Source organism: Streptomyces ardesiacus (assembly GCF_003112575.1).
Classification (GTDB): Bacteria; Actinomycetota; Actinomycetes; order Streptomycetales; family Streptomycetaceae; genus Streptomyces; species Streptomyces ardesiacus.
Window position 1 is genome coordinate 32,992 of sequence record NZ_BEWC01000001.1, and the last position, 18,731, is coordinate 51,722.

The following is an 18,731-nucleotide window of genomic DNA, read 5'->3' on the forward strand; positions in this document are numbered from 1 at the left end:
CCGCGCCCCCCACGCCCGACGGACACCGGGCCCGAACGGGGGGCGGGGGCCCGGCGGAGGGCGGTGCGTCGTCGTCCCTGGGTGGCTTTCCGTCCCCGGGGTCGGCCGGCGGGCCGGTGACCGGGGATCCCGTGCATCCGCCAACGGCGGAGACGGCGCGCCCGGCGCGGGGAGGCCGGGAACCCGCCCGGCACGACGGCGGGGACAGGCCCCGCGTCCTGGTGCTGCGGGCCCTCGGGCTCGGCGACCTGCTGGCCGGGGTGCCCGCGCTGCGGGCGTTGCGGCGGGCCTATCCCGGGCACGAGCTGGTGCTGGCCTGCCCCGCCGAGCTGGCCCCCGTGGCCGCCGCGACCGGCGCCGTGGACCGGGTGCTGCCCGCCGCCGAACCCGGGCGGGCCGTCCCGCGCGCCCTCGACTGGACCGGGCCGCCCCCCGACGTCGCCGTGGACCTGCACGGCAACGGACCGCCCAGCCACCGCCTCCTGGCCCGCCTGCGCCCCCGGCGGCTGCTGGCGTTCGCGCACCCCGGGACCCCCGAGATCGAGGGCCCGCCCTGGTACGCCGAGGAGCACGAGCGCGACCGCTGGTGCCGGCTGCTGCGCGCGTACGGCATCGACGCCGACCCCGCCGACCTCCTGCTGCCGCGCCCGGACACGCCGTCCCCCGCCCCCGGCGCCGTCGTCCTGCACCCCGGCGCCGGCGCCCCCTCCCGCTGCTGGCCCGTGGAACGGTACGCGGCCGTCGCCGAGGCACTGCGCGCTCGCGGGCGCCGGGTCGTGGTCACCGGGGGAGCGGACGAGGCGGACCTGGTGGCCAGGCTGGCCAAGCTCGCCGGCCTGCCCGACACGGACGTGTTCGGCGGCGGCCTGCCCCACGACCGGCTCTCCGCCCTCGTCGCCGACGCCCACGCCGTCGTCAGCGGCGACACCGGCATCGCCCACCTCGCCGTCGCCCACGCCACGCCCACCGTCACCCTCTTCGGCCCGGTGCCGCCCAGCCGCTGGGGCCCGCCGCCCCACCCCCGGCACCGCGCCCTGTGGCACCCGGGCCCCGACGGCGACCCGCACGGCCACGAGACCGACCCCGCGCTGCTGCGGATCACCCCCGACGCCGTCCTCGAAGCCCTGCACGCGCTGGACGCACCCCACGACGCCCCGGAAGAGGCACCATGAAGCACGCCGCGCAGCACCACGGTCCGGCGACCACGCGCGAACGCTCCCGCCCGGACCCCACGCGCCCCGCCCCCGTCGGCATCGTCATCGCCACCCGCAACCGCCGCGCGAGCCTCGCCGTCACCGTGCGGAACCTGCTCGCCCTGCCCGAACGGCCCGAGGTCCTCGTCGTCGACAACGCCTCCACCGACGGCACCCGCGCCATGCTGGCCCGCGACTTCCCCCGGGTCCGCGTCCTGGCCCTGCCCGTCAACCGCGGCGCCCTCGCCCGCACCCACGGGGTCCGCGCCCTGGACACCCCCTACGTCGCGTTCAGCGACGACGACTCCTGGTGGGCCCCCGGCTCCCTGACCGCCGCCGCCCGGCACTTCGAGGCGCACCCCCGGCTCGGCCTGCTCTCCGCCCGCACCCTCGTCGGGCCCGCCGACGCCGCCGACCCCCTCAACGACCTGCTCGCCCGCTCCCCGCTGGGCACGGCCACCGACCTCCCCGGCACCCAGGTCCTCGGCTTCCTCGGCTGCGCCGCCGTCGCCCGGCGCACGGCCTACCTCGACGCGGGCGGCTACCACCCGCTGCTCTTCTTCGGCGCCGAGGAGACCCTCCTCGCCTACGACCTCGCCGCCCGCGGCTGGGGCGTCACGCACTGCCCCGACGTGGTCGCCCACCACCACCCCGACCCGCGCCCCCGCAGCGGCCGCCCGGCCGTCGTACGCCGCAACGAACTCCTCACCGCCTGGCTGCGCCGCCCCCTTCCGTACGCGCTGGCCCGCACCCGCGCCCTCGCCGCCGACGCCCGCCGCGACCCGCACGCCCGGCACGCCCTGCGCGAGACCCTCACCCGCCTGCCCGCCGCCCTGCGCGCCCGCAGGCCGCTGCCCCCGCACGTGGAGCGGGCCGCCCGCCTCCTCGACGGAGCGGCCTCGTGACGGACACCCGGACCACCGTCGTCGTCATCACCCACAACCGGTGCCCCGAACTCCTGCGCACCCTGGACCGGCTCGCCGAACTGCCCGAGGAACCGGCGGTGATCGTCACCGACAACGGTTCCACCGACGGCACGGCCGCCGCCGTCGCCCGCCACCACCCCGGCGTGCGGCTCCTGCGGCCCGGCCGCAACCTCGGCGCCGTCGGCCGCAACCTGGCCGTCCGTCAGGTGAGCACCCCCTACGTCGCCTTCTGCGACGACGACTCCTGGTGGGCGCCCGGCTCCCTGTCCGGGGCCGCCGACCTGCTCGACCGGTACCCGGCGGTCGGCTCCGTCACCGCCCGCATCCTGGTCGAACCGGACGGCACCGAGGACCCGATCGTCGGGGAACTGCGCGACTCGCCCGTCCCCCGCCCCGACTGGCTCCCCGGACCGGCGCTCGGCTCCTTCCTGGCCGCCGCGACCGTCCTGCGCACCGACGCCTTCCGCGCCGCGGGCGGCTTCCACCCCCGGCTGTGGCTGGGCGGCGAGGAGGAACTGCTCGCCGCCGACCTGGCCGCCGACGGCTGGTGGCTGACCTACGCCGACCACCTGACGATCCATCACCAGCCGTCCCGGGTGCGGGACTCGACGGTGCGCCGGGCGCAGGGCATCCGCAACACCCTGTGGTTCACCTGGCTGCGCCGCCCGCTCGGCCCCGCCCTGCGCCGCACCCTGCACCTGGCCCGCACCGTCCCCCGCGACACCGCGTCCCTGCGCGCCTTCGCCGAGGCGACGGCCGCCCTGCCGTGGGTGCTGCGCGAACGCCGGGTCCTGCCGCCCGAGGTGGAGGCCCGGCTGCGGTCGCTGGAGCCCGCCCAGCGCGACTCGACGGCCCGCAGCTACACCGGCTGACGCAGCGCCTGATCGAGGAGTACCTCCGCCGCCGCCCGTGCGTGGCGGCCGTAGTCCGCGTCGTCCAGCACCATGGCGCGGCTGGCCGCCCCGTCGGCGAGGGTGGCCAGTTGCTCGGCGAGCGGCAGGGGGTCGCGGCAGCCCAGCTCCGTCAGCACCGCGACGATCAGGTGCACCATGCGCAGCTTCTGCTCCCGGGCGTAGGAGTGCACCGCGCTCTGCGGGTCGGGGAACTCCGCGGCGGCGTCGATGAACGGACACCCGCGCACCGGGGCCGCGTCCGTCGCCGGCTGGTCGAACAACCGGCGGATCCGCTCACGCGGAGGGACGTCCTGACGGGTCAGCACGCCTTCCAGGGTCGCCCCCGACTGCGCGAGGCCCCGCAAGTGGGCGATGACCAGGTCGTTCTTGGTGCGGAAGTGCGCGTAGAGCGTCCGCTTGGACACCGGCGCCTCCTCGGCGACCTGTTCCATGCCGGTCGCGCCGATGCCCTGGGCCGCGAACAGCCGGGCGGCGGCGGCCAGAATGCGCTCCCGCCCGCCGCGCCCGGGCCGCCGGGACGCCGTGGCCGTCGTACTCGCGGTCGTGTTCATGAAGTAAGTATACGCACTCGTTTACTTCGTCGGCCGCGTCGCGCTAAGGTGACTCCGCAAGTAAACGGACCCGTTTACTTGAAGCCTCCGTCACCGAGGAGTCCCATGAGCACCTTCCTGCCCACCGAGCTGAGCGGCAGCGCGGAGAAGCTGATACGCGGCCGTCACGCGTCCCGCGCCTTCCGTCCCGAACCCGTTCCCGAGGACACGATGCGCAGGATCTTCTCGCTGGCCGGCGCCGCGCCGTCCAACTCCAACGCACAACCGTGGCAGGTGGAGGTGGTGAGCGGCGCGGCACGCCGGCGCCTGGCCGACGCCCTGCGAAGCGCCCACGCCGAAGGGCGCACCTCGGTGGACTTCCCGTACTCCGAGGAGATGTACGCGCCGGTGCACCAGACCCGTCGGGCGGCGTTCGGCGCCGAGCTGTACGGGGCGCTGGGCATCGGCCCCGACGACCACCCGGCCCGCGCGGCCTACGACGCGGAGAGCCTGGGCTTCTACGGCGCGCCGCACGCGGCGTTCCTCTTCGTCCACGGCGACGGGGACGCCCGGCTGGCCGCCGACGTCGGCGCCTACATGCAGACGCTGCTCCTGGCGATGACCGCGTACGGCGTGGACAGCTGCCCGCAGGGACTGCTGAGCTTCTACGCCGACACCGTCCGCACCGAACTCGGCGTCACCGGGGGCAAGCTGCTCGTCGGCATCTCCTTCGGGTACGCCGACGAGGCCGCACCGGTGAACCGGGTGAGGACCGAGCGGGCTCCGATCGAGGCGACGACGGCCTTCCACGCCTAGCCGGCGGGCGGCGTCATGCGGGCCGGCCGGCGGGACCCAGCGCCGCGACCAGGGCGTCGGCCGCGTCCGTGACCGCGTCGTCCGCCCGGAACCGGGCACCGGTGCGCGCCGCCTCGGCCCGGCCGTCGGTCAGGCACCAGCGCCACCAGTGCTCCAGCACGCCCTCGCGCAGCGCCGCGTCCAGCCGCCCGGCGCCCACCACCGCGGGCCAGCCGCAGGCGACGGCCTGCGCCGTCACCTTCGCCCCGCCCTCCACCGGGTCCACCGCCAGCACCGGAACGCCGGCCCGCAGCGCGAGCACCAGTCCGTGCAGCCGGTCGGTGACGACCAGGTCGAGCCGGGACAGCAGGGCCTCGAACTGGGCCGGTGTGCCGCACAGCCGCCAGTCGTGCGCGTCGAGGCGGGTCTCCAGCTCCAGCCGGGCGCAGTCCAGGCCGCCCAGCCAGCGCGTCAGCACCGCGGCGGCCTCCTCGTGCCGTCGCCGACCCGCGTACTCGTGCTGCCCGTGGGTGAGCACCACCCCGACGACCGGTACGCCCGGCAGCGCGGGGGCGCGGGCCGCCAGGTCGAGGCCCGGCGCGGCCCCGGCGGCGTCGCGGGCCAGCACCCGGTGGAAGCCGGTGACGGCAGGGGAGCCGGGGTCGACCACGGAGACCCCCACGGCGATGCGCACGCAGTGCGCGAAGACCCGGTGCAACTCCTCGACCTGCGGACCGTGCACCGGCCCGCACACGAACACCAGCCGGGAGTACGCCGCCGGGTCCACGTCCGCGAAGTGCATGCCGTCGGCACGGAAACCGGGACTCCACACCACGTCGTAGGCGAGGTCCGCGTCCCGCAGCACCTCCTCCACCCGTGCCAGCGCCAGCACGTCCCCGGCCGTCGCCTCCCCGTGCAGAAAGCTGAACCAGCCGGTCACCAGGATTCCGCCGCCGTCCCGTGCGTCCACAGTGGCCCCGGGTGCCCCGCCGGCGCCCCGGCAACCACCGGTGCGGGAGGAACCCGGGAGACGGACGTGGAAAGGGGGCGTTGCGGGCCGCTCGTGGAGGCCCGCAACGCCCCCCGGTCTTGCACCTGAGGGGTGCTCAGGACACCGGTGGACCTGCCAGGGCGCCCCCCGCACGCGGGGGTCCGCCGCACTCGCCCTGGCAGGTGTCCGTGCCGCGGGCGAAGGCCGGGGCGGCGGTCGGTCTGGAACGGGTGGGCCCGGACATGAGACTCCTCGGACGGTCGCCGGTGGGGGTGGCCCGGGGTGGGGGGTGGGACGGGGGTCTCGGGACAGGCCCCCGCGTGCCCGGGCCGGCGGCACGTGCTCACGCTAGAACCGGCGGTCCGGCGGCCCAATGAGGGAACCCCCTAAGGGGCGGCGGACAGGGAAAACCCTCGGTCCGGCGGCCGTAAACCCGAGCGTGCTCAGTCGCCGCGCCCGCCCGCCGCCAGCCGCACGAGGTCGACCCGGGAGCGGATCCCGAGCTTGCGGTAGACCCGGGTCAGCGTCGCCTCGACGGTCTTGACGCTGACGAACAGCCGCGCGGCGGCCTCCCGGTTGGTCGAGCCCTCCATGACGAGCGCGGCCACCTGGCGTTCCATCGCGGCGAGCCCCGCCAGCCGGTCCGGCTCGGCCGCCCGCGCCGGACCCGGCTCCGCCGTCCGCGCCGCGACGGCCGCCTCCACCCGCCGCAGCCAGGGCAGCGCCCGGCACCGCCGGAACAGCCGCGCCGCCTCGTCGTACGACGCCGTCTCCGGCGCGCGCCCCGGCCGTTCGGCGTGCAGCTCGGCCAGCGCGAACACCGCCCGCGCCTCCTCCAGCCCGAAGCCCAGGGCGGCCAGGTGCTCGCGCGCCGACGTCAGCCGCGTCACCGCCGCCCGGTGCTCGCCCCGCGCCGCCCGCACCAGCGCCTCCGAGCGGTCGAGGACGGCGAGCACGCTCCGGCGCCCCAGCCGCAGCGCGTGCGCCCGGGTGACCTCGATGACGTCCATCGCCTCGGCCGGCTGCCCGGTGCGCACCAGCGCCTCCGCGAGGTCGCCCTGCCACCGGCCGCGCGCCGGGTCCGTGATCCCCGCCCCCGCCTCCAGCTCCCGCACCCGGCGCAGCGCCCGTACGGCCGCCGCCGCGTCGCCCGTCACCAGGTGCGCGTGACCGAGCGCGGCCAGCGCCCGCGACAGGTACACGGCGTCGCCGTCCTCCTCCGTCCGCCGCACCGCCTCCCGCGCCAGCTCCAGCGCCCGCTGCGGATCGCCGCCCGCGGCCTCGGCGAGGGCACCCTGCATCACGCCCGCGCCCTCCCCGATGCCCGCGTCGCGCGCCAGGGTCAGGCTCTCGCGGGACAGTTCGAGGGCCCGGCCGCAGTGGCCCGAATGCAGTTCGGTCTCCGCGAGGAACCGCAGGTAGTGGACCTCGCTCTCGGCCATCCCGCGCCGGCGCACCTCCCGCAGCAGCGCGGTGACCGTGGTCCGCGCCTCGGCCAGCCGGTCGCTCATCACCAGCCACCGGAACCGGGAGGAGCCCGCCCCGTTGTGGTGGCACGCCACCCGCGCGTCCTGCGGCTCCTCCAGCGCCCGCCGGATGGTCGCCGCGGCGTCCGGGTGGCCCATCAGCGTCTCCGACTGCGCCTGGAACGCGAGCGCCAGCAGTTCGGTGCGCCGGTCCCCGCCCCGCGCCGCCAGCCGGGCCGCGTGCGCGGCGTCCTCCCGGCCCTGGGCGAAGTCGCCCTGCACCACCAGGGAGCGCCAGGCCAGTTGGTAGTGGACCAGCGCGAGCAGCCTCGGGTCGTCGCCCGCGTCGGCCAGCGCCTGCGGGAAGACGGCGTCGACCTCGCCGATCGCCTGTCCGGCCGCCTCGATCACCACCATCCACGCCCGCACCCGCTCGCCGGGCGCCGTGGCCCGGGTCAGCACCTCGCGGGCCACGTCCCGGGCGAGGTCCGGCTCTCCGGCGGTGATGGCGTCCTCGGCGGCCGTGAGCCGGCGCTCGTCCGGGCCCGGGGTGCCCTCCGCCGGGGTGCGGCGGGCGGCCAGCAGCCCCAGCGAGGCGGCCACCGACGGCGCCCCGCGGTCCCGGGCCAGCGCGGCCGCCTCCGCCAGTCGCGCCGCCACCCGCGGGTCGGTGCCGGTGGTGGCCAGCGCCAGGTGCCGGGCCCGTTCGATCGGGTCGGAGGCGGCCGTGGACAGCGCCGCGTGCGCGGCCCGCCGCTCGGGCGCCGGGGCCTCGGCGTACAACGCCGCCGAGATCAGCGGGTGCGCGAACCGCACGGCCGGGCCCTCCGGGTCGGGCGCCAGCAGTCCCAGGGCGGCCGCCTGCGCGGTCTCCGCCTCGGCGTTCTCCCGCCCGGCCGCGTGCAGCAGCGCCGGGGTGGGGCGGGCGCCGGCGCTGGCCACCAGGAGGGTGCGGCGCGCCTCGTCGGAGAGCATCTCCAGGCGGGACAGGACCAGGGCGCGCAGCGAGGTCGGCACCGGCAGCGGCTCGCCAGGGCGCGGTGCGGCGGGACTCTCGGCCAGGGCCCGGCCCAGCTCCAGGGCGAACAGCGGGTTGCCGCCGCTGGTGCGGTGGATGTCCCGGACGGTGGAACGGTGCAGGCCCGTGTAGCCGCGTTCGTCCAGCAGCGCCGACACCTGGGCGCGGGTCAGCGGCCCCAGCCGCACCGCGCGGGTGTCCGGGGGAGAGGCGCGCAGGTGGCGGTCGTACTCCGCGTCCCGCGTCTCCGGCCCCTCCGTGCGCACCGCGCACAGCAGCCGTACCGGCGTGTCGCCCAGGCGGCGGGCGGCGAAGCCGAGGAGTTCCGCGCTGGCCGGATCCAGCCACTGCAGGTCGTCGGCGACCACGAGAACGGGCCCCGCGTCGGCCAGGGCGCGCAGCGCGGACAGCACCGCCAGCCGCAGCGCGAGCCCGTCCCGCTGCAGGGTGGACTCGCCGCGGCCGGTGAGCGCCGACTCCAGCGCCGTGCGCTGCGCGGCGGGCAGGGCGTGCGCGACGTCGCCGAGGACCAGGCCGAGGAGGTCGGCGAGGGCGAGGAAGGGGAGGTGCGACTCGGACTCGGTGGCCGAGCAGCGCAGCACGGTGTGCGCGGAGCGGGCGTACTCCGCGGCCAGGGTGCGCAGGACCGTCGACTTCCCGATGCCCGCCGGACCGTGCAGCAGCACACTGCCGCCCCGGGAGAGCTGCTCACGCGCCGCGCCGAACGACTCCTCCCGCCCGATCACCAGGTCGGAGCGGCAACCGGCTGCCTCCGCGAAGTCCCGTGGCACGGTGACCGCTCCCTCCGTGTGTCGTGTCCGGGCCAATATTAGGCACCGGGGCAGCGCCCCACGGAGGGACGACGGGGCGGGCCGGGCCCGCGCACCCGGTCCGGGTCCTACGGCAGCCACCCCGTCCGGCGGGCGACGGCGACGGCCTCCGTGCGGGTGCGGGCGCCCAGCTTGCGCATCGCCGAGCGCAGATAGCTCTTGACGGTCTCCGGGCCCACCCCGAGCCGCTCGGCCACCGCCCCGTTCGTCGCGCCCGCGGCCACGCAGGCCAGCACGTCCACCTCGCGCGGCGCCAGCCTCGGCCCCGGGGCGGGGCCGTCCCCGGCCGCCAGCAGGCCGCACGCGCGCAGCAGCTCGTCCCGCAGCGCCGGGTCCGCGATCCGCGGCGCCAGCGCCCGCAGCGCCGCGTGCGCCTCCCGCACCTGCTCCCAGGCCGCGCCGCCGGCCGGCCCGGACGCGGGCGCCGACGGGGGCGAGGCCGCCGCCAGCAGTTCGTCCGCCTCGTCCCGCAGCACCAGCGCCTGCTCCGCGTCCCGCGCCGCCGCGACGGCCGCGCCCAGCGTGCGGTCGCCCAGCGGCTGGGCCGTGCGCAGGGCGCCGTACAGCACGCCGCGCACCCGGCGCCGTACGACCACGGGCACCGCGAGCACCGAGCGCAGGCCCTCGGCGGCGACCGGCAGGTCGTACTCGTGGCTGATCTGCCGCGAGACGGAGTAGTCCGTCACGGCGCACGGCCGCGACAGCGCCACCGCCCGTCCGCCGAGCCCGTTGCCGGAGGTCACCGCCAGCGCGCTGAGCGCCCCCGTGGCCGTGCCGCTCAGCTCGCTGATGCGCACCTGGCGCTGCCCGGACTCGACCAGACCGCCGAAGGCGACGGGCAGCCCGGTCGTACGCCGCAGCCGCACCAGCGCGCTGCGGATCTGGGCCGCCTCCGCCGCGTCCACCGCCACTCGTCCCGCCCTCCTTCGCGATCGTGCCGGGACGCACACCCCCGTTCGGGGGTAGTGAGACCCACATCACGGATTAGACGATGGCACGGAGCCGCCCGGCAAGGTCCGGCACCGAGGAGGACAGATGACGACGGCCACGGAGCAGTTCCGCAGCGCACGGGACTTCCTGCTGGAACACCGCGAGGACTACACCGCCGCCCACGAGGGGTTCCGGTGGCCCCGTCCCGATCACTTCAACTGGGCGCTGGACTGGTTCGACGTCATCGCCGACGGCAACGACCGCACCGCCCTGCACATCGTCGAGGAGGACGGCCGCGAGGTCCGGGTCTCCTTCGCCGAGATGTCCGCCCGCTCCCACCGGGTCGCCAACCGCCTGCGGGAGTGGGGGGTCGGACCCGAGGACCGCATCCTGGTGATGCTCGGCAACCAGGTGGAGCTGTGGGAGACCGCGCTGGCCGCGATGAAGCTGCGCGCGGTCGTCATCCCGGCGACCACGCTGCTCGGCCCCGCCGACCTGCGCGACCGCGTCGACCGCGGCCGGGTCAGGCACGTGGTCGCGCGCGCCGAGGACACCGGCAAGTTCGACGACGTGCCCGGCGACTACACGCGCATCGCCGTGGGCGGCGGCACGACGGCCCCCGGCTGGCGTGCCTACGAGGACGTGTACGGCGCCTCCGACGCCTTCACCCCGGACGGCCCCACCGCCGCCGACGACCCGCTGATGCTGTACTTCACCTCCGGCACCACCGCCCGCCCCAAGCTGGTCGAGCACACCCACGTGTCGTACCCCGTCGGTCACCTGGCGACCATGTACTGGATCGGGCTGAAGCCCGGCGACGTGCACCTGAACATCTCCTCGCCCGGCTGGGCCAAGCACGCCTGGTCGAACCTGTTCGCGCCGTGGAACGCCGAGGCGACCGTCTTCCTGTACAACTACACCCGGTTCGACGCGGGCCGCCTGATGGCCGCGATGGACCGGGCCGGGGTGACCACCTTCTGCGCCCCGCCGACCGTGTGGCGCATGCTCATCCAGGCCGACCTCACCCGGCTCGCCACCCCGCCGCGCGAGGTCGTGGCCGCCGGTGAGCCGCTCAACCCCGAGGTGATCGAGCGGGTCCGCCGCCTGTGGGGACGGACCATCCGGGACGGCTTCGGGCAGACCGAGACCGCCGTGCAGGTCTCCAACAGCCCCGGCCAGGTGCTGAAGACCGGCTCGATGGGCCGTCCCAGCCCCGGCTACCGCGTCGAGCTGCTCGACCCGGTCACCGGCGCGCCCGGCGCCGCCGAGGGCGAGATCGCCCTGGACCTGTCGGACCGCCCCGTCGGCCTGATGACCGGCTACCACGGCGACCCCGACCGCACCGCCGAGGCGATGGCCGGCGGCTACTACCGCACCGGCGACATCGGCGCGCGCGACGAGGACGGCTACCTCACCTACGTGGGCCGGGCCGACGACGTGTTCAAGGCGTCCGACTACAAGATCAGCCCCTTCGAGCTGGAGAGCGCCCTGCTGGAGCACGAGGCGGTCGCCGAGGCCGCGGTCGTGCCCGCCCCGGACGCACTGCGCCTCGCGGTGCCGAAGGCGTACATCGTGCTGGCGGCGGGCTGGGAGCCGGGACCCGACACCGCCAAGGTCCTCTTCGAGCACTCCCGCCAGACCCTCGCCCCCTACAAGCGGCTGCGCCGCCTGGAGTTCGGCGAGCTGCCCAAGACGGTCTCCGGGAAGATCCGCCGCATCGAACTGCGCGAGGCGACCGCGGCCGGTTCCACCGCCGAGTACCGCGAGGAGGACTTCCGGTGACCGCGCTCTCCTACGCCCACGGCACCAGCACCACCCCGCTCCTCGGCGACACCGTCGGCGCCGACCTCGGCCGCGCGGTCGCCGCCCACCCGGACCGCGAGGCCCTCGTCGACGTGCCGTCCGGACGGCGCTGGACCTACGCCGAGTTCGGCGCCGCCGTCGACGAGGTGGCGCGGGCCCTGCTCGCCAAGGGCGTCACCAAGGGCGACCGGGTCGGCATCTGGGCGGTCAACTGCCCCGAGTGGGTCCTCGTCCAGTACGCCACCGCCCGTATCGGCGTCATCATGGTGAACGTCAACCCGGCCTACCGGGCGCACGAGTTGGAGTACGTCCTGCGGCAGTCCGGCATCACCCTGCTGGTCGCCTCCCTGGCCCACAAGAGCAGCGACTACCGGGCGATCGTCGAACAGGTCCGCGGCCGGTGCCCGGCGCTGCGCGAGACGGTCTACCTCGCGGACCCGTCCTGGGACGCGTTCACGGCGGGCGCCGCCGCGGTGCCGCAGGAGCGGGTCGACGCGCTCGCCGCCGAGCTGAGCTGCGACGACCCGGTCAACATCCAGTACACCTCCGGCACGACGGGCTTTCCCAAGGGTGCCACCCTCTCCCACCACAACATCCTCAACAACGGCTACTGGGTGGGCCGCACGGTCGGCTACACGGAGCAGGACCGGGTGTGTCTGCCGGTGCCCTTCTACCACTGCTTCGGCATGGTGATGGGCAACCTGGGCGCCACCTCGCACGGCGCCTGCATCGTCATCCCGGCCCCCTCCTTCGAACCGGCGGCCACGCTGGAGGCGGTGCAGCGGGAGCGGTGCACCTCCCTGTACGGCGTCCCGACCATGTTCATCGCCGAGCTGAACCTGCCGGACTTCGCCTCCTACGACCTCACCTCCCTGCGCACCGGCATCATGGCGGGCTCCCCCTGCCCGGTGGAGGTGATGAAACGGGTGGTCGCCGAGATGCACATGGAGCAGGTGTCCATCTGCTACGGCATGACGGAGACCTCCCCGGTCTCGCTGCAGACCCGCATGGACGACGACCTCGAACACCGCACCGGCACCGTCGGCCGCGTCCTGCCCCACATCGAGGTCAAGGTCGTCGACCCGGTCACCGGCGTGACCCTGCCGCGCGGCGACGCGGGCGAACTGCGCACCCGCGGCTACAGCGTGATGCTCGGCTACTGGGAGGAGCCCGAGAAGACCGCCGAGGCCATCGACGCGGGCCGCTGGATGCACACCGGCGACCTCGCGGTGATGCGCGAGGACGGATACGTGGAGATCGTCGGCCGCATCAAGGACATGATCATCCGGGGCGGCGAGAACATCTACCCGCGCGAGGTCGAGGAGTTCCTGTACGGCCACCCGAAGATCGCGGACGTGCAGGTCGTCGGCGTACCGCACGAGCGCTACGGCGAGGAGGTGCTGGCCTGCGTCGTCCCGCGCGACGCCGCCGACCCGCTCACGCTGGAGGAGCTGCGGGCGTACTGCGAGGGGCAGCTCGCCCACTACAAGGTGCCCAGCCGCCTCCAGCTCCTCGACTCCTTCCCGATGACCGTCTCGGGGAAGGTGCGCAAGGTGGAGCTGCGGGAGCGGTACGCCGCCCACCCGTAGCCCCCCGCACCTCGACGACTCAGCCGGCCGTGGCGTCCAGCGCCACGGCCGGCGCGTTGACCGGGCGCGACACCCCCGTCGGGTCCAGCACGAAGAGCGGCAGGTCCAGCAGGTCGGCCCGGGCGCGGGCGTCCTCGGTGTACCCGGCGAGCGAGAAGTACAGGCCGAGCGCCGACTCCGCCATGGCCGTCAGCCACAGGCACTCCACGTCCCGCACCGAGGCCGGGCCCACCGTCGGATCCACCTGGACGACGAGGCCGGGCGCGGCGAGCCCGATGCCGGACAGGGGCGGCTGATCGGCGCGGCGCACGTCCCGGTGACCCAGCCCGCGCAGGTAGAGCACCGCCGCGGTGACCGCGTCGCGGGCGGTGCGCACCGGGACGGTCCGGTGCGCCGGAACCCGGGAGCCGGGGGTGCGCCCGGCCCGGCCCGCCGCCGCGGGGTCGACCGGCACGCACAGCACCGTCCCGCAGGGGCAGCCCAGCTCCGGCCGCGGCCACCGGCTCTCGGTTCCGCAGGCCGCGCAGCGCACCCCGATCCACTCCTCGTCCCACGTGCGGTGGGTGACCGCGGTCGCGGAGGCGCGCGGGTCCAGCTCCGGGGCGACGGGCGCCCCGCACGCGCAGGGGTACGACGGTGCCGTGTAGCGGTGCCGGCGCCCGCAGGCGGTGCAGCACACCGAGATGGTCCCGGACATGTCCCCATCGTCCTCTCTTGACGGCCCCGGGCTGCCCACTTACATTACTTCCAGATCGTAGAAAACAAATTTCGCTATACGGAAGTTGCTACGGAAGAAGCTCACCGCGGGGCGCGACGGGAGTGCGAATCCGACAGCCGGAGCAGGAGTACTCGATGGCTCGTATGACCGCTGCCCGAGCGGCAGTTGAGATTCTCAAGCGCGAGGGCGTCACCGACGCGTTCGGTGTGCCGGGCGCGGCGATCAACCCCTTCTACGCGGCGCTCAAGGCGTCCGGCGGTGTCCAGCACACCCTGGCCCGCCACGTCGAGGGTGCCTCGCACATGGCCGAGGGCTACACCCGCACCCACCCGGGCAACATCGGTGTCTGCATCGGCACTTCGGGCCCGGCCGGCACCGACATGATCACCGGTCTCTACTCGGCGACCGGCGACTCGATCCCGATCCTGTGCATCACCGGCCAGGCGCCGACCGCGGTGATCCACAAGGAGGACTTCCAGGCCGTCGACATCGCCTCCATCGCCAAGCCGGTGACCAAGATGGCCGTCACCGTCCTGGAGGCCGCGCAGGTCCCGGGCGTCTTCCAGCAGGCGTTCCACCTGATGCGCTCCGGCCGCCCGGGCCCGGTCCTCATCGACCTGCCCATCGACGTCCAGACCACCGAGATCGAGTTCGACCCGGAGACCTACGAGCCGCTCCCGGTCTACCGTCCCGCCGCCTCCCGCGCCCAGATCGAGAAGGCCGTCGGCCTGCTCAACGCGTCCGAGCGCCCGCTGATCGTGGCCGGCGGCGGTGTCATCAACGCCGACGCGGCCGACCTGCTCGTGGAGTTCGCCGAGCTGACCGGCACCCCGGTCGTGCCGACCCTGATGGGCTGGGGCATCGTCCCCGACGACCACGAGCTGAACGCCGGCATGGTCGGCCTGCAGACCTCGCACCGATACGGCAACGCGACCTTCCTGGAGTCCGACTTCGTCCTCGGCATCGGCAACCGCTGGGCCAACCGCCACACCGGCAAGCTGGACGTCTACACGGCCGGCCGGAAGTTCGTCCACGTCGACGTCGAGCCCACCCAGATCGGCAAGATCTTCGCCCCGGACTACGGCATCGCCTCCGACGCCAAGGCCGCCCTGGAGCTGTTCGTCGAGGTGGCCAAGGAGCTGAAGGCGGCCGGCAGGCTGCCCGACCGCTCCGCGTGGGCCGCCTCGGCCCAGGAGCGCAAGGCCACCCTCCAGCGCCGTACGCACTTCGACGACATCCCGATCAAGCCGCAGCGCGTCTACGAGGAGATGAACAAGGCCTTCGGCCCGGAGACCCGGTACGTCTCCACCATCGGCCTCTCCCAGATCGCCGGCGCCCAGATGCTGCACGTCTACCGCCCGCGGCACTGGATCAACTGCGGCCAGGCCGGCCCGCTCGGCTGGACCGTCCCGGCCGCCCTCGGCGTCGCCAAGGCCGACCCGGACGCCCAGGTCGTGGCGCTCTCCGGCGACTACGACTTCCAGTTCATGCTGGAGGAGCTGGCCGTCGGCGCCCAGCACAAGATCCCCTACGTGCACGTCCTGGTGAACAACTCCTACCTGGGCCTGATCCGCCAGGCGCAGCGGGCGTTCGACATCGACTTCCAGGTCAACCTGGAGTTCGAGAACATCAACTCGCCCGAGCTGGGCGTCTACGGCGTCGACCACGTCAAGGTCGCCGAGGGCCTGGGCTGCAAGGCGATCCGGGTGACCGACCCGAACGAGCTGGGCACGGCCCTGGAGCAGGCCAAGAAGCTGGCCGCCGAGCACCGGGTGCCGGTCGTCGTCGAGGCGATCCTGGAGCGCGTCACCAACATCTCCATGTCGGGCACCAACGACATCGGCAACGTCGTGGAGTTCGAGGAGCTGGCGACCGAGCCGGGCCACGCCCCGACCGCGGTCAAGCCGCTGAAGGTCTGACCCGCCCGGCCCGCAGCGCACCGAGAGCGGCCCGTCCCCCGGGGGACGGGCCGCTCTCCCGTGTGCGCGGGCCGCCTGCCCGCGCGCTCAGTCCGACCCGCCACCGCCCGAGCCGCAGCCGCCCGCCTGGTCCCCGTGGCCCGTGCCGCCCCAGTCGCCCGAGACGGAGTCCTCGTACGCGTCGCGCCACCTCAGGAACCTGCCCCGGCCCAGGGAGAAGCGCACCCCGTCGGCCGCCGTGCCCGGGGCCGCCAGCCCGGTCCGCAGCGCGAAGCGCGGCAGGAGCAGCCTCAGGGCCACATCGCCGTGCAGGGCGACCGCGAGCAGCGTGTCGTCGTCGGTCAGCCCGTGCCTGACCGTCGGCAGCGGGTGCCGCTGCCGCCAGAACTCCACCCTCCGGCGGGCGCTCCTGGTCGGTCTCAGCCGGGGGTGGCCCAGCAGCCCGCCCTCGGCCAGCGGGATCCGCGTCAGGGCCAGGGCGAGGCGCACGTCCGGGTGCCGGACCAGCTCGCGCGCGGTCCGCGGCTCGTGGAGGCAGTCGAGGACCGCCCCCTCGAAGGGGCCCAGCCCCTCCGGCTCCGGTCCCGCCGCGCACAGCGTCCTGCGGGGTCCGTTCTCTACGGCGCCCAGCAGGTGCAGGGCGACCAACGCCACCGTGACGGCGCCCGGCGGCCCGCCGGCGAGCAGCGCGATCTGGTGCGGCTCCCACTCGATGTCCGTGCCACCGTCCACGACCCCACCCCCGTGCGCCCCGTGCCGTGACGGGGTTGTGCCCGCCGCGGGGGACTCCTACGCGCGCTCGTCCGCAACGGTGTCAGTCGTGCTCCTGGTGCTCGTGCAGCCCCGGCCAGTCCTCCGGGCCGCCGCCCTGCCACTCGACCAGGTCGCTGCCCTCCACGTCGGTCACGTACAGGTCGGCCAGGCGCAGCAGTTCGGCGACGTCGTCGATGTGCGAGGCGACGCCCAGGGTCTCGTCCCCGGAGGTGACCCGGCGGGAGCCGTCGAGCGCGGGGGAGTGGACGACGATGTGCGGTTGCTCGGGTGGGTGTGCCGTTGCCATGTCTCCAGGCTGCTGCGCGGGAGGGGAATCCGCACCCGGTGAACGCGGGGAAGCGCCGGATGCGGGACCGTCCGCATCCGGCGCTCGTCGGCCGGTGAAGGTGCTCGGTGAGGGTGCGTGCCGAGGATCTCTCCACGTGGTGTCCGTCCGGCGGCGCGAGGCTGGGCGCGACAGGTCGTTCGCGCCGCCGGACGGGGCTCGGGGGGCCTCCCGGTGTGGGAGGCGGGTGGCTGGGACCGCGGCGGTGCGACGGGCCGGAACGGCTCCTCCCCTCAGGTCGTAGGAGGAACGTTCCCGCCCTTCACCACCGCACTGGCTCGCTGGCCGCCGCGGTCCTCGCCCTGCCCGCGCCGGCACCTGGCGGTCACCCCTCATCCGGGCCGCTTCGGTGCCTGCGCGGGCCGCGCACACGGCCCCGGCCTCCCCGCCGGGTTCCGTGCGCGAGCCGGTGGGTCAGTCCTCGCGCAGGGCGCGGACCGCCCCCTCCACGCGCTTGCCGTAGTCGGGGTCGGCCGCGTGGAAGTGCGCGAGGTTCTTCTCGATCACGTCGTTGCGGGAGACCTGGGACAGGCCGCCGGCGAGGTTCGCGACCAGGCGCCGCTTCTCGTCCTCGCTCATCAGCCGGTACAGCTCGCCGGCCTGGACGAAGTGGTCGTCCTTGGTGTGCAGCGGCGCCTCGTGGGTGCCGGTGTGGCCGGACACCGGGAGCGGGGCCGCCAGCGGGCGGCCGGTCTCGGCCGGGCCGTCGTAGGAGTTCGGCTCGTAGTTCTTGGCGTGGCGGCCCTGCGGGTTGGACGCCATCAGGCCGTCGCGGCCGTAGTTGGCGGCGCCGCCGGGCACGGCCTTCGGGGCGTTCACCGCGAGCTGGGTGTGGTTGACGCCCAGGCGGTAGCGGTGCGCGTCCGCGTAGGCGAACAGGCGGCCCTGGAGCATCTTGTCGGGGGAGGGGCCGATGCCCGGGACGAAGTTGTTCGGGGAGAACGCCGCCTGCTCGACCTCCGCGAAGACGTTGTCCGGGTTGCGGTCGAGGACCAGCCGGCCCACGCGCCGGAGCGGGTAGTCGGCGTGCGGCCACACCTTGGTCACGTCGAACGGGTTGAAGCGGTAGTTCGCCGCCTCGGCCACCGGCATGAGCTGGACGTGCAGCGTCCAGGACGGGTACACGCCCCGCTCGATCGCCTGCACCAGGTCCGTCTGGTGCGAGGTCGGGTCCTCGCCCGCGAGCTTGGCGGCCTCGTCGGCGGTCAGGCAGCGGATGCCCTGGTCGGTCTTGAAGTGGTACTTGACGAAGAAGGACTCGCCCTTGGCGTTCGTCCACTGGTAGGTGTGCGAGCCGAAGCCGTCCATGTGGCGGTACGAGGCCGGGATGCCGCGGTCGCCCATCAGCCAGGTGACCTGGTGCGTGGCCTCGGGGGAGTGGGCCCAGAAGTCGAAGACGTTGTCCGGCTCCTGACGGCCCGTGAACGGGTCGCGCTTCTGCGAGTGGATGAAGTCGGGGAACTTGATCGGGTCCTTGATGAAGAACACCGGGGTGTTGTTGCCGACGAGGTCGTAGTTGCCCTCCTCGGTGTAGAACTTCACCGCGAAGCCGCGCGGGTCGCGGACCGCGTCCGCGCCGCCGAGGGAGTCGGCCACGGTGGAGAAGCGCAGGAAGACCTCGGTGCGCCTGCCGACCGTGCTCAGGAAGTCGGCGTGCGTGAAGCCGCTGACGTCGTCGGTCACCTCGAAGTGGCCGTAGGCGCCGGAGCCGCGGGCGTGCACGACGCGCTCCGGGATGCGCTCGCGGTTGAAGCGGGCGAGCTTCTCGATGAGGTGCTGGTCCTGGATCAGGAGGGGGCCGCCGATGCCGGCGGAAGCGGAGTTCTGGTTGTCGGCGACCGGGGCGCCGGACTCGGTGGTGAGCACGCGCTGCGACATCGTGGACCTTCCGTGGCCTTGCAGACGAGGGGTTCAGCGGATCACATGGTGGAAAGTTGTTTCCGCTTCGTGGAGCCTAGATTTGGGGCGAGGGCACGTCAACAGTTTGTTGAAGTGGGTTCCGGGCGGCGC

Annotated in this window: 15 protein-coding genes; 7 read left to right on the plus strand and 8 right to left on the minus strand. The window is 74.9% G+C overall.

Annotated elements, in window-relative coordinates; all coding sequences use genetic code 11:
• Positions 1-131 precede the first annotated feature (131 nt).
• The 3 genes from Sdi02f_RS00160 to Sdi02f_RS00170 are packed head-to-tail and all read left to right on the plus strand — an operon-like array spanning position 132 to position 2,991.
• Positions 132-1,172: a glycosyltransferase family 9 protein gene (locus Sdi02f_RS00160; RefSeq protein ID WP_167458096.1), complete on the plus strand. Its 1,041-nt coding sequence runs from the start codon at positions 132-134 to the stop codon at positions 1,170-1,172.
• A complete protein-coding gene (locus Sdi02f_RS00165) occupies positions 1,169-2,098 on the plus strand; it encodes a glycosyltransferase family 2 protein (protein ID WP_030403398.1) in 930 nt (309 codons plus the stop codon). The genes Sdi02f_RS00160 and Sdi02f_RS00165 overlap by 4 nt, the downstream gene beginning before the upstream one ends.
• Positions 2,095-2,991, plus strand: a complete 897-nt coding sequence (locus Sdi02f_RS00170; RefSeq protein ID WP_030403399.1) for a glycosyltransferase family 2 protein — start codon at positions 2,095-2,097, stop codon at positions 2,989-2,991. The genes Sdi02f_RS00165 and Sdi02f_RS00170 overlap by 4 nt, the downstream gene beginning before the upstream one ends.
• Here the strand turns inward: Sdi02f_RS00170 and Sdi02f_RS00175 are convergent.
• On the minus strand, positions 2,979-3,584 hold the full coding sequence (locus Sdi02f_RS00175; protein WP_053639360.1) for a TetR/AcrR family transcriptional regulator: 606 nt from the start codon (positions 3,582-3,584) through the stop codon (positions 2,979-2,981). The two genes, Sdi02f_RS00170 and Sdi02f_RS00175, sit on opposite strands and share 13 nt — an antisense overlap.
• A gap of 105 nt (positions 3,585-3,689) precedes the next feature.
• Here Sdi02f_RS00175 and Sdi02f_RS00180 point away from each other — a divergent pair, with 105 nt between their 5' ends.
• A complete protein-coding gene (locus tag Sdi02f_RS00180; RefSeq protein WP_030403401.1) occupies positions 3,690-4,379 on the plus strand; it encodes a nitroreductase in 690 nt (229 codons plus the stop codon).
• A 13-nt stretch (positions 4,380-4,392) separates the two neighbouring features.
• Here the strand turns inward: Sdi02f_RS00180 and Sdi02f_RS00185 are convergent, their stop codons facing one another.
• The 3 genes from Sdi02f_RS00185 to Sdi02f_RS00195 form a co-directional block, all read right to left on the minus strand.
• Complete coding sequence (locus Sdi02f_RS00185; protein WP_245962118.1) at positions 4,393-5,328, minus strand: polysaccharide pyruvyl transferase family protein; 936 nt, start codon at positions 5,326-5,328, stop codon at positions 4,393-4,395.
• Between the two features lie 464 nt (positions 5,329-5,792).
• Entirely contained in the window at positions 5,793-8,624 is a 2,832-nt protein-coding gene (locus Sdi02f_RS00190) for an ATP-binding protein (protein ID WP_108932468.1), read from the minus strand.
• Positions 8,625-8,731: 107 nt separating this feature from the next.
• The gene (locus Sdi02f_RS00195) at positions 8,732-9,574 is read right to left on the minus strand and encodes a helix-turn-helix transcriptional regulator (RefSeq protein WP_030403404.1); all 843 of its coding nucleotides are present in this window, start codon (positions 9,572-9,574) and stop codon (positions 8,732-8,734) included.
• A gap of 124 nt (positions 9,575-9,698) precedes the next feature.
• On the opposite strand from Sdi02f_RS00195, the gene ibuL reads away from it, so the two are divergent.
• A complete protein-coding gene (ibuL, locus tag Sdi02f_RS00200; protein WP_108932469.1) occupies positions 9,699-11,375 on the plus strand; it encodes an isobutyrate:CoA ligase IbuL in 1,677 nt (558 codons plus the stop codon).
• The gene (lbuL, locus tag Sdi02f_RS00205) at positions 11,372-12,985 is read left to right on the plus strand and encodes a linear/branched/unsaturated fatty acid:CoA ligase LbuL (protein WP_031086995.1); all 1,614 of its coding nucleotides are present in this window, start codon (positions 11,372-11,374) and stop codon (positions 12,983-12,985) included. The genes ibuL and lbuL overlap by 4 nt, the downstream gene beginning before the upstream one ends.
• Positions 12,986-13,004: 19 nt before the next feature.
• Here lbuL and Sdi02f_RS00210 read toward each other — a convergent pair whose 3' ends face one another.
• Positions 13,005-13,682, minus strand: a complete 678-nt coding sequence (locus tag Sdi02f_RS00210; protein ID WP_031086994.1) for a hypothetical protein — start codon at positions 13,680-13,682, stop codon at positions 13,005-13,007.
• 155 nt (positions 13,683-13,837) lie between these two features.
• On the opposite strand from Sdi02f_RS00210, the gene gcl reads away from it, so the two are divergent.
• Positions 13,838-15,622, plus strand: a complete 1,785-nt coding sequence (gene gcl, locus Sdi02f_RS00215; RefSeq protein ID WP_030403408.1) for a glyoxylate carboligase — start codon at positions 13,838-13,840, stop codon at positions 15,620-15,622.
• Positions 15,623-15,709: 87 nt separating this feature from the next.
• On the opposite strand, the gene Sdi02f_RS00220 is transcribed toward gcl, so the two are convergent.
• The 3 genes from Sdi02f_RS00220 to Sdi02f_RS00230 form a co-directional block, all read right to left on the minus strand.
• Positions 15,710-16,354 carry a TIGR04222 domain-containing membrane protein gene (locus tag Sdi02f_RS00220; protein WP_108932470.1) on the minus strand — a complete coding sequence of 215 codons (645 nt, stop codon included), beginning with the start codon at positions 16,352-16,354 and terminating at the stop codon, positions 15,710-15,712.
• A gap of 82 nt (positions 16,355-16,436) precedes the next feature.
• Positions 16,437-16,682, minus strand: a complete 246-nt coding sequence (locus tag Sdi02f_RS00225; RefSeq protein ID WP_030403410.1) for a hypothetical protein — start codon at positions 16,680-16,682, stop codon at positions 16,437-16,439.
• A 453-nt stretch (positions 16,683-17,135) separates the two neighbouring features.
• The gene (locus tag Sdi02f_RS00230; RefSeq protein ID WP_108932471.1) at positions 17,136-18,599 is read right to left on the minus strand and encodes a catalase; all 1,464 of its coding nucleotides are present in this window, start codon (positions 18,597-18,599) and stop codon (positions 17,136-17,138) included.
• Positions 18,600-18,731 lie beyond the last annotated feature (132 nt).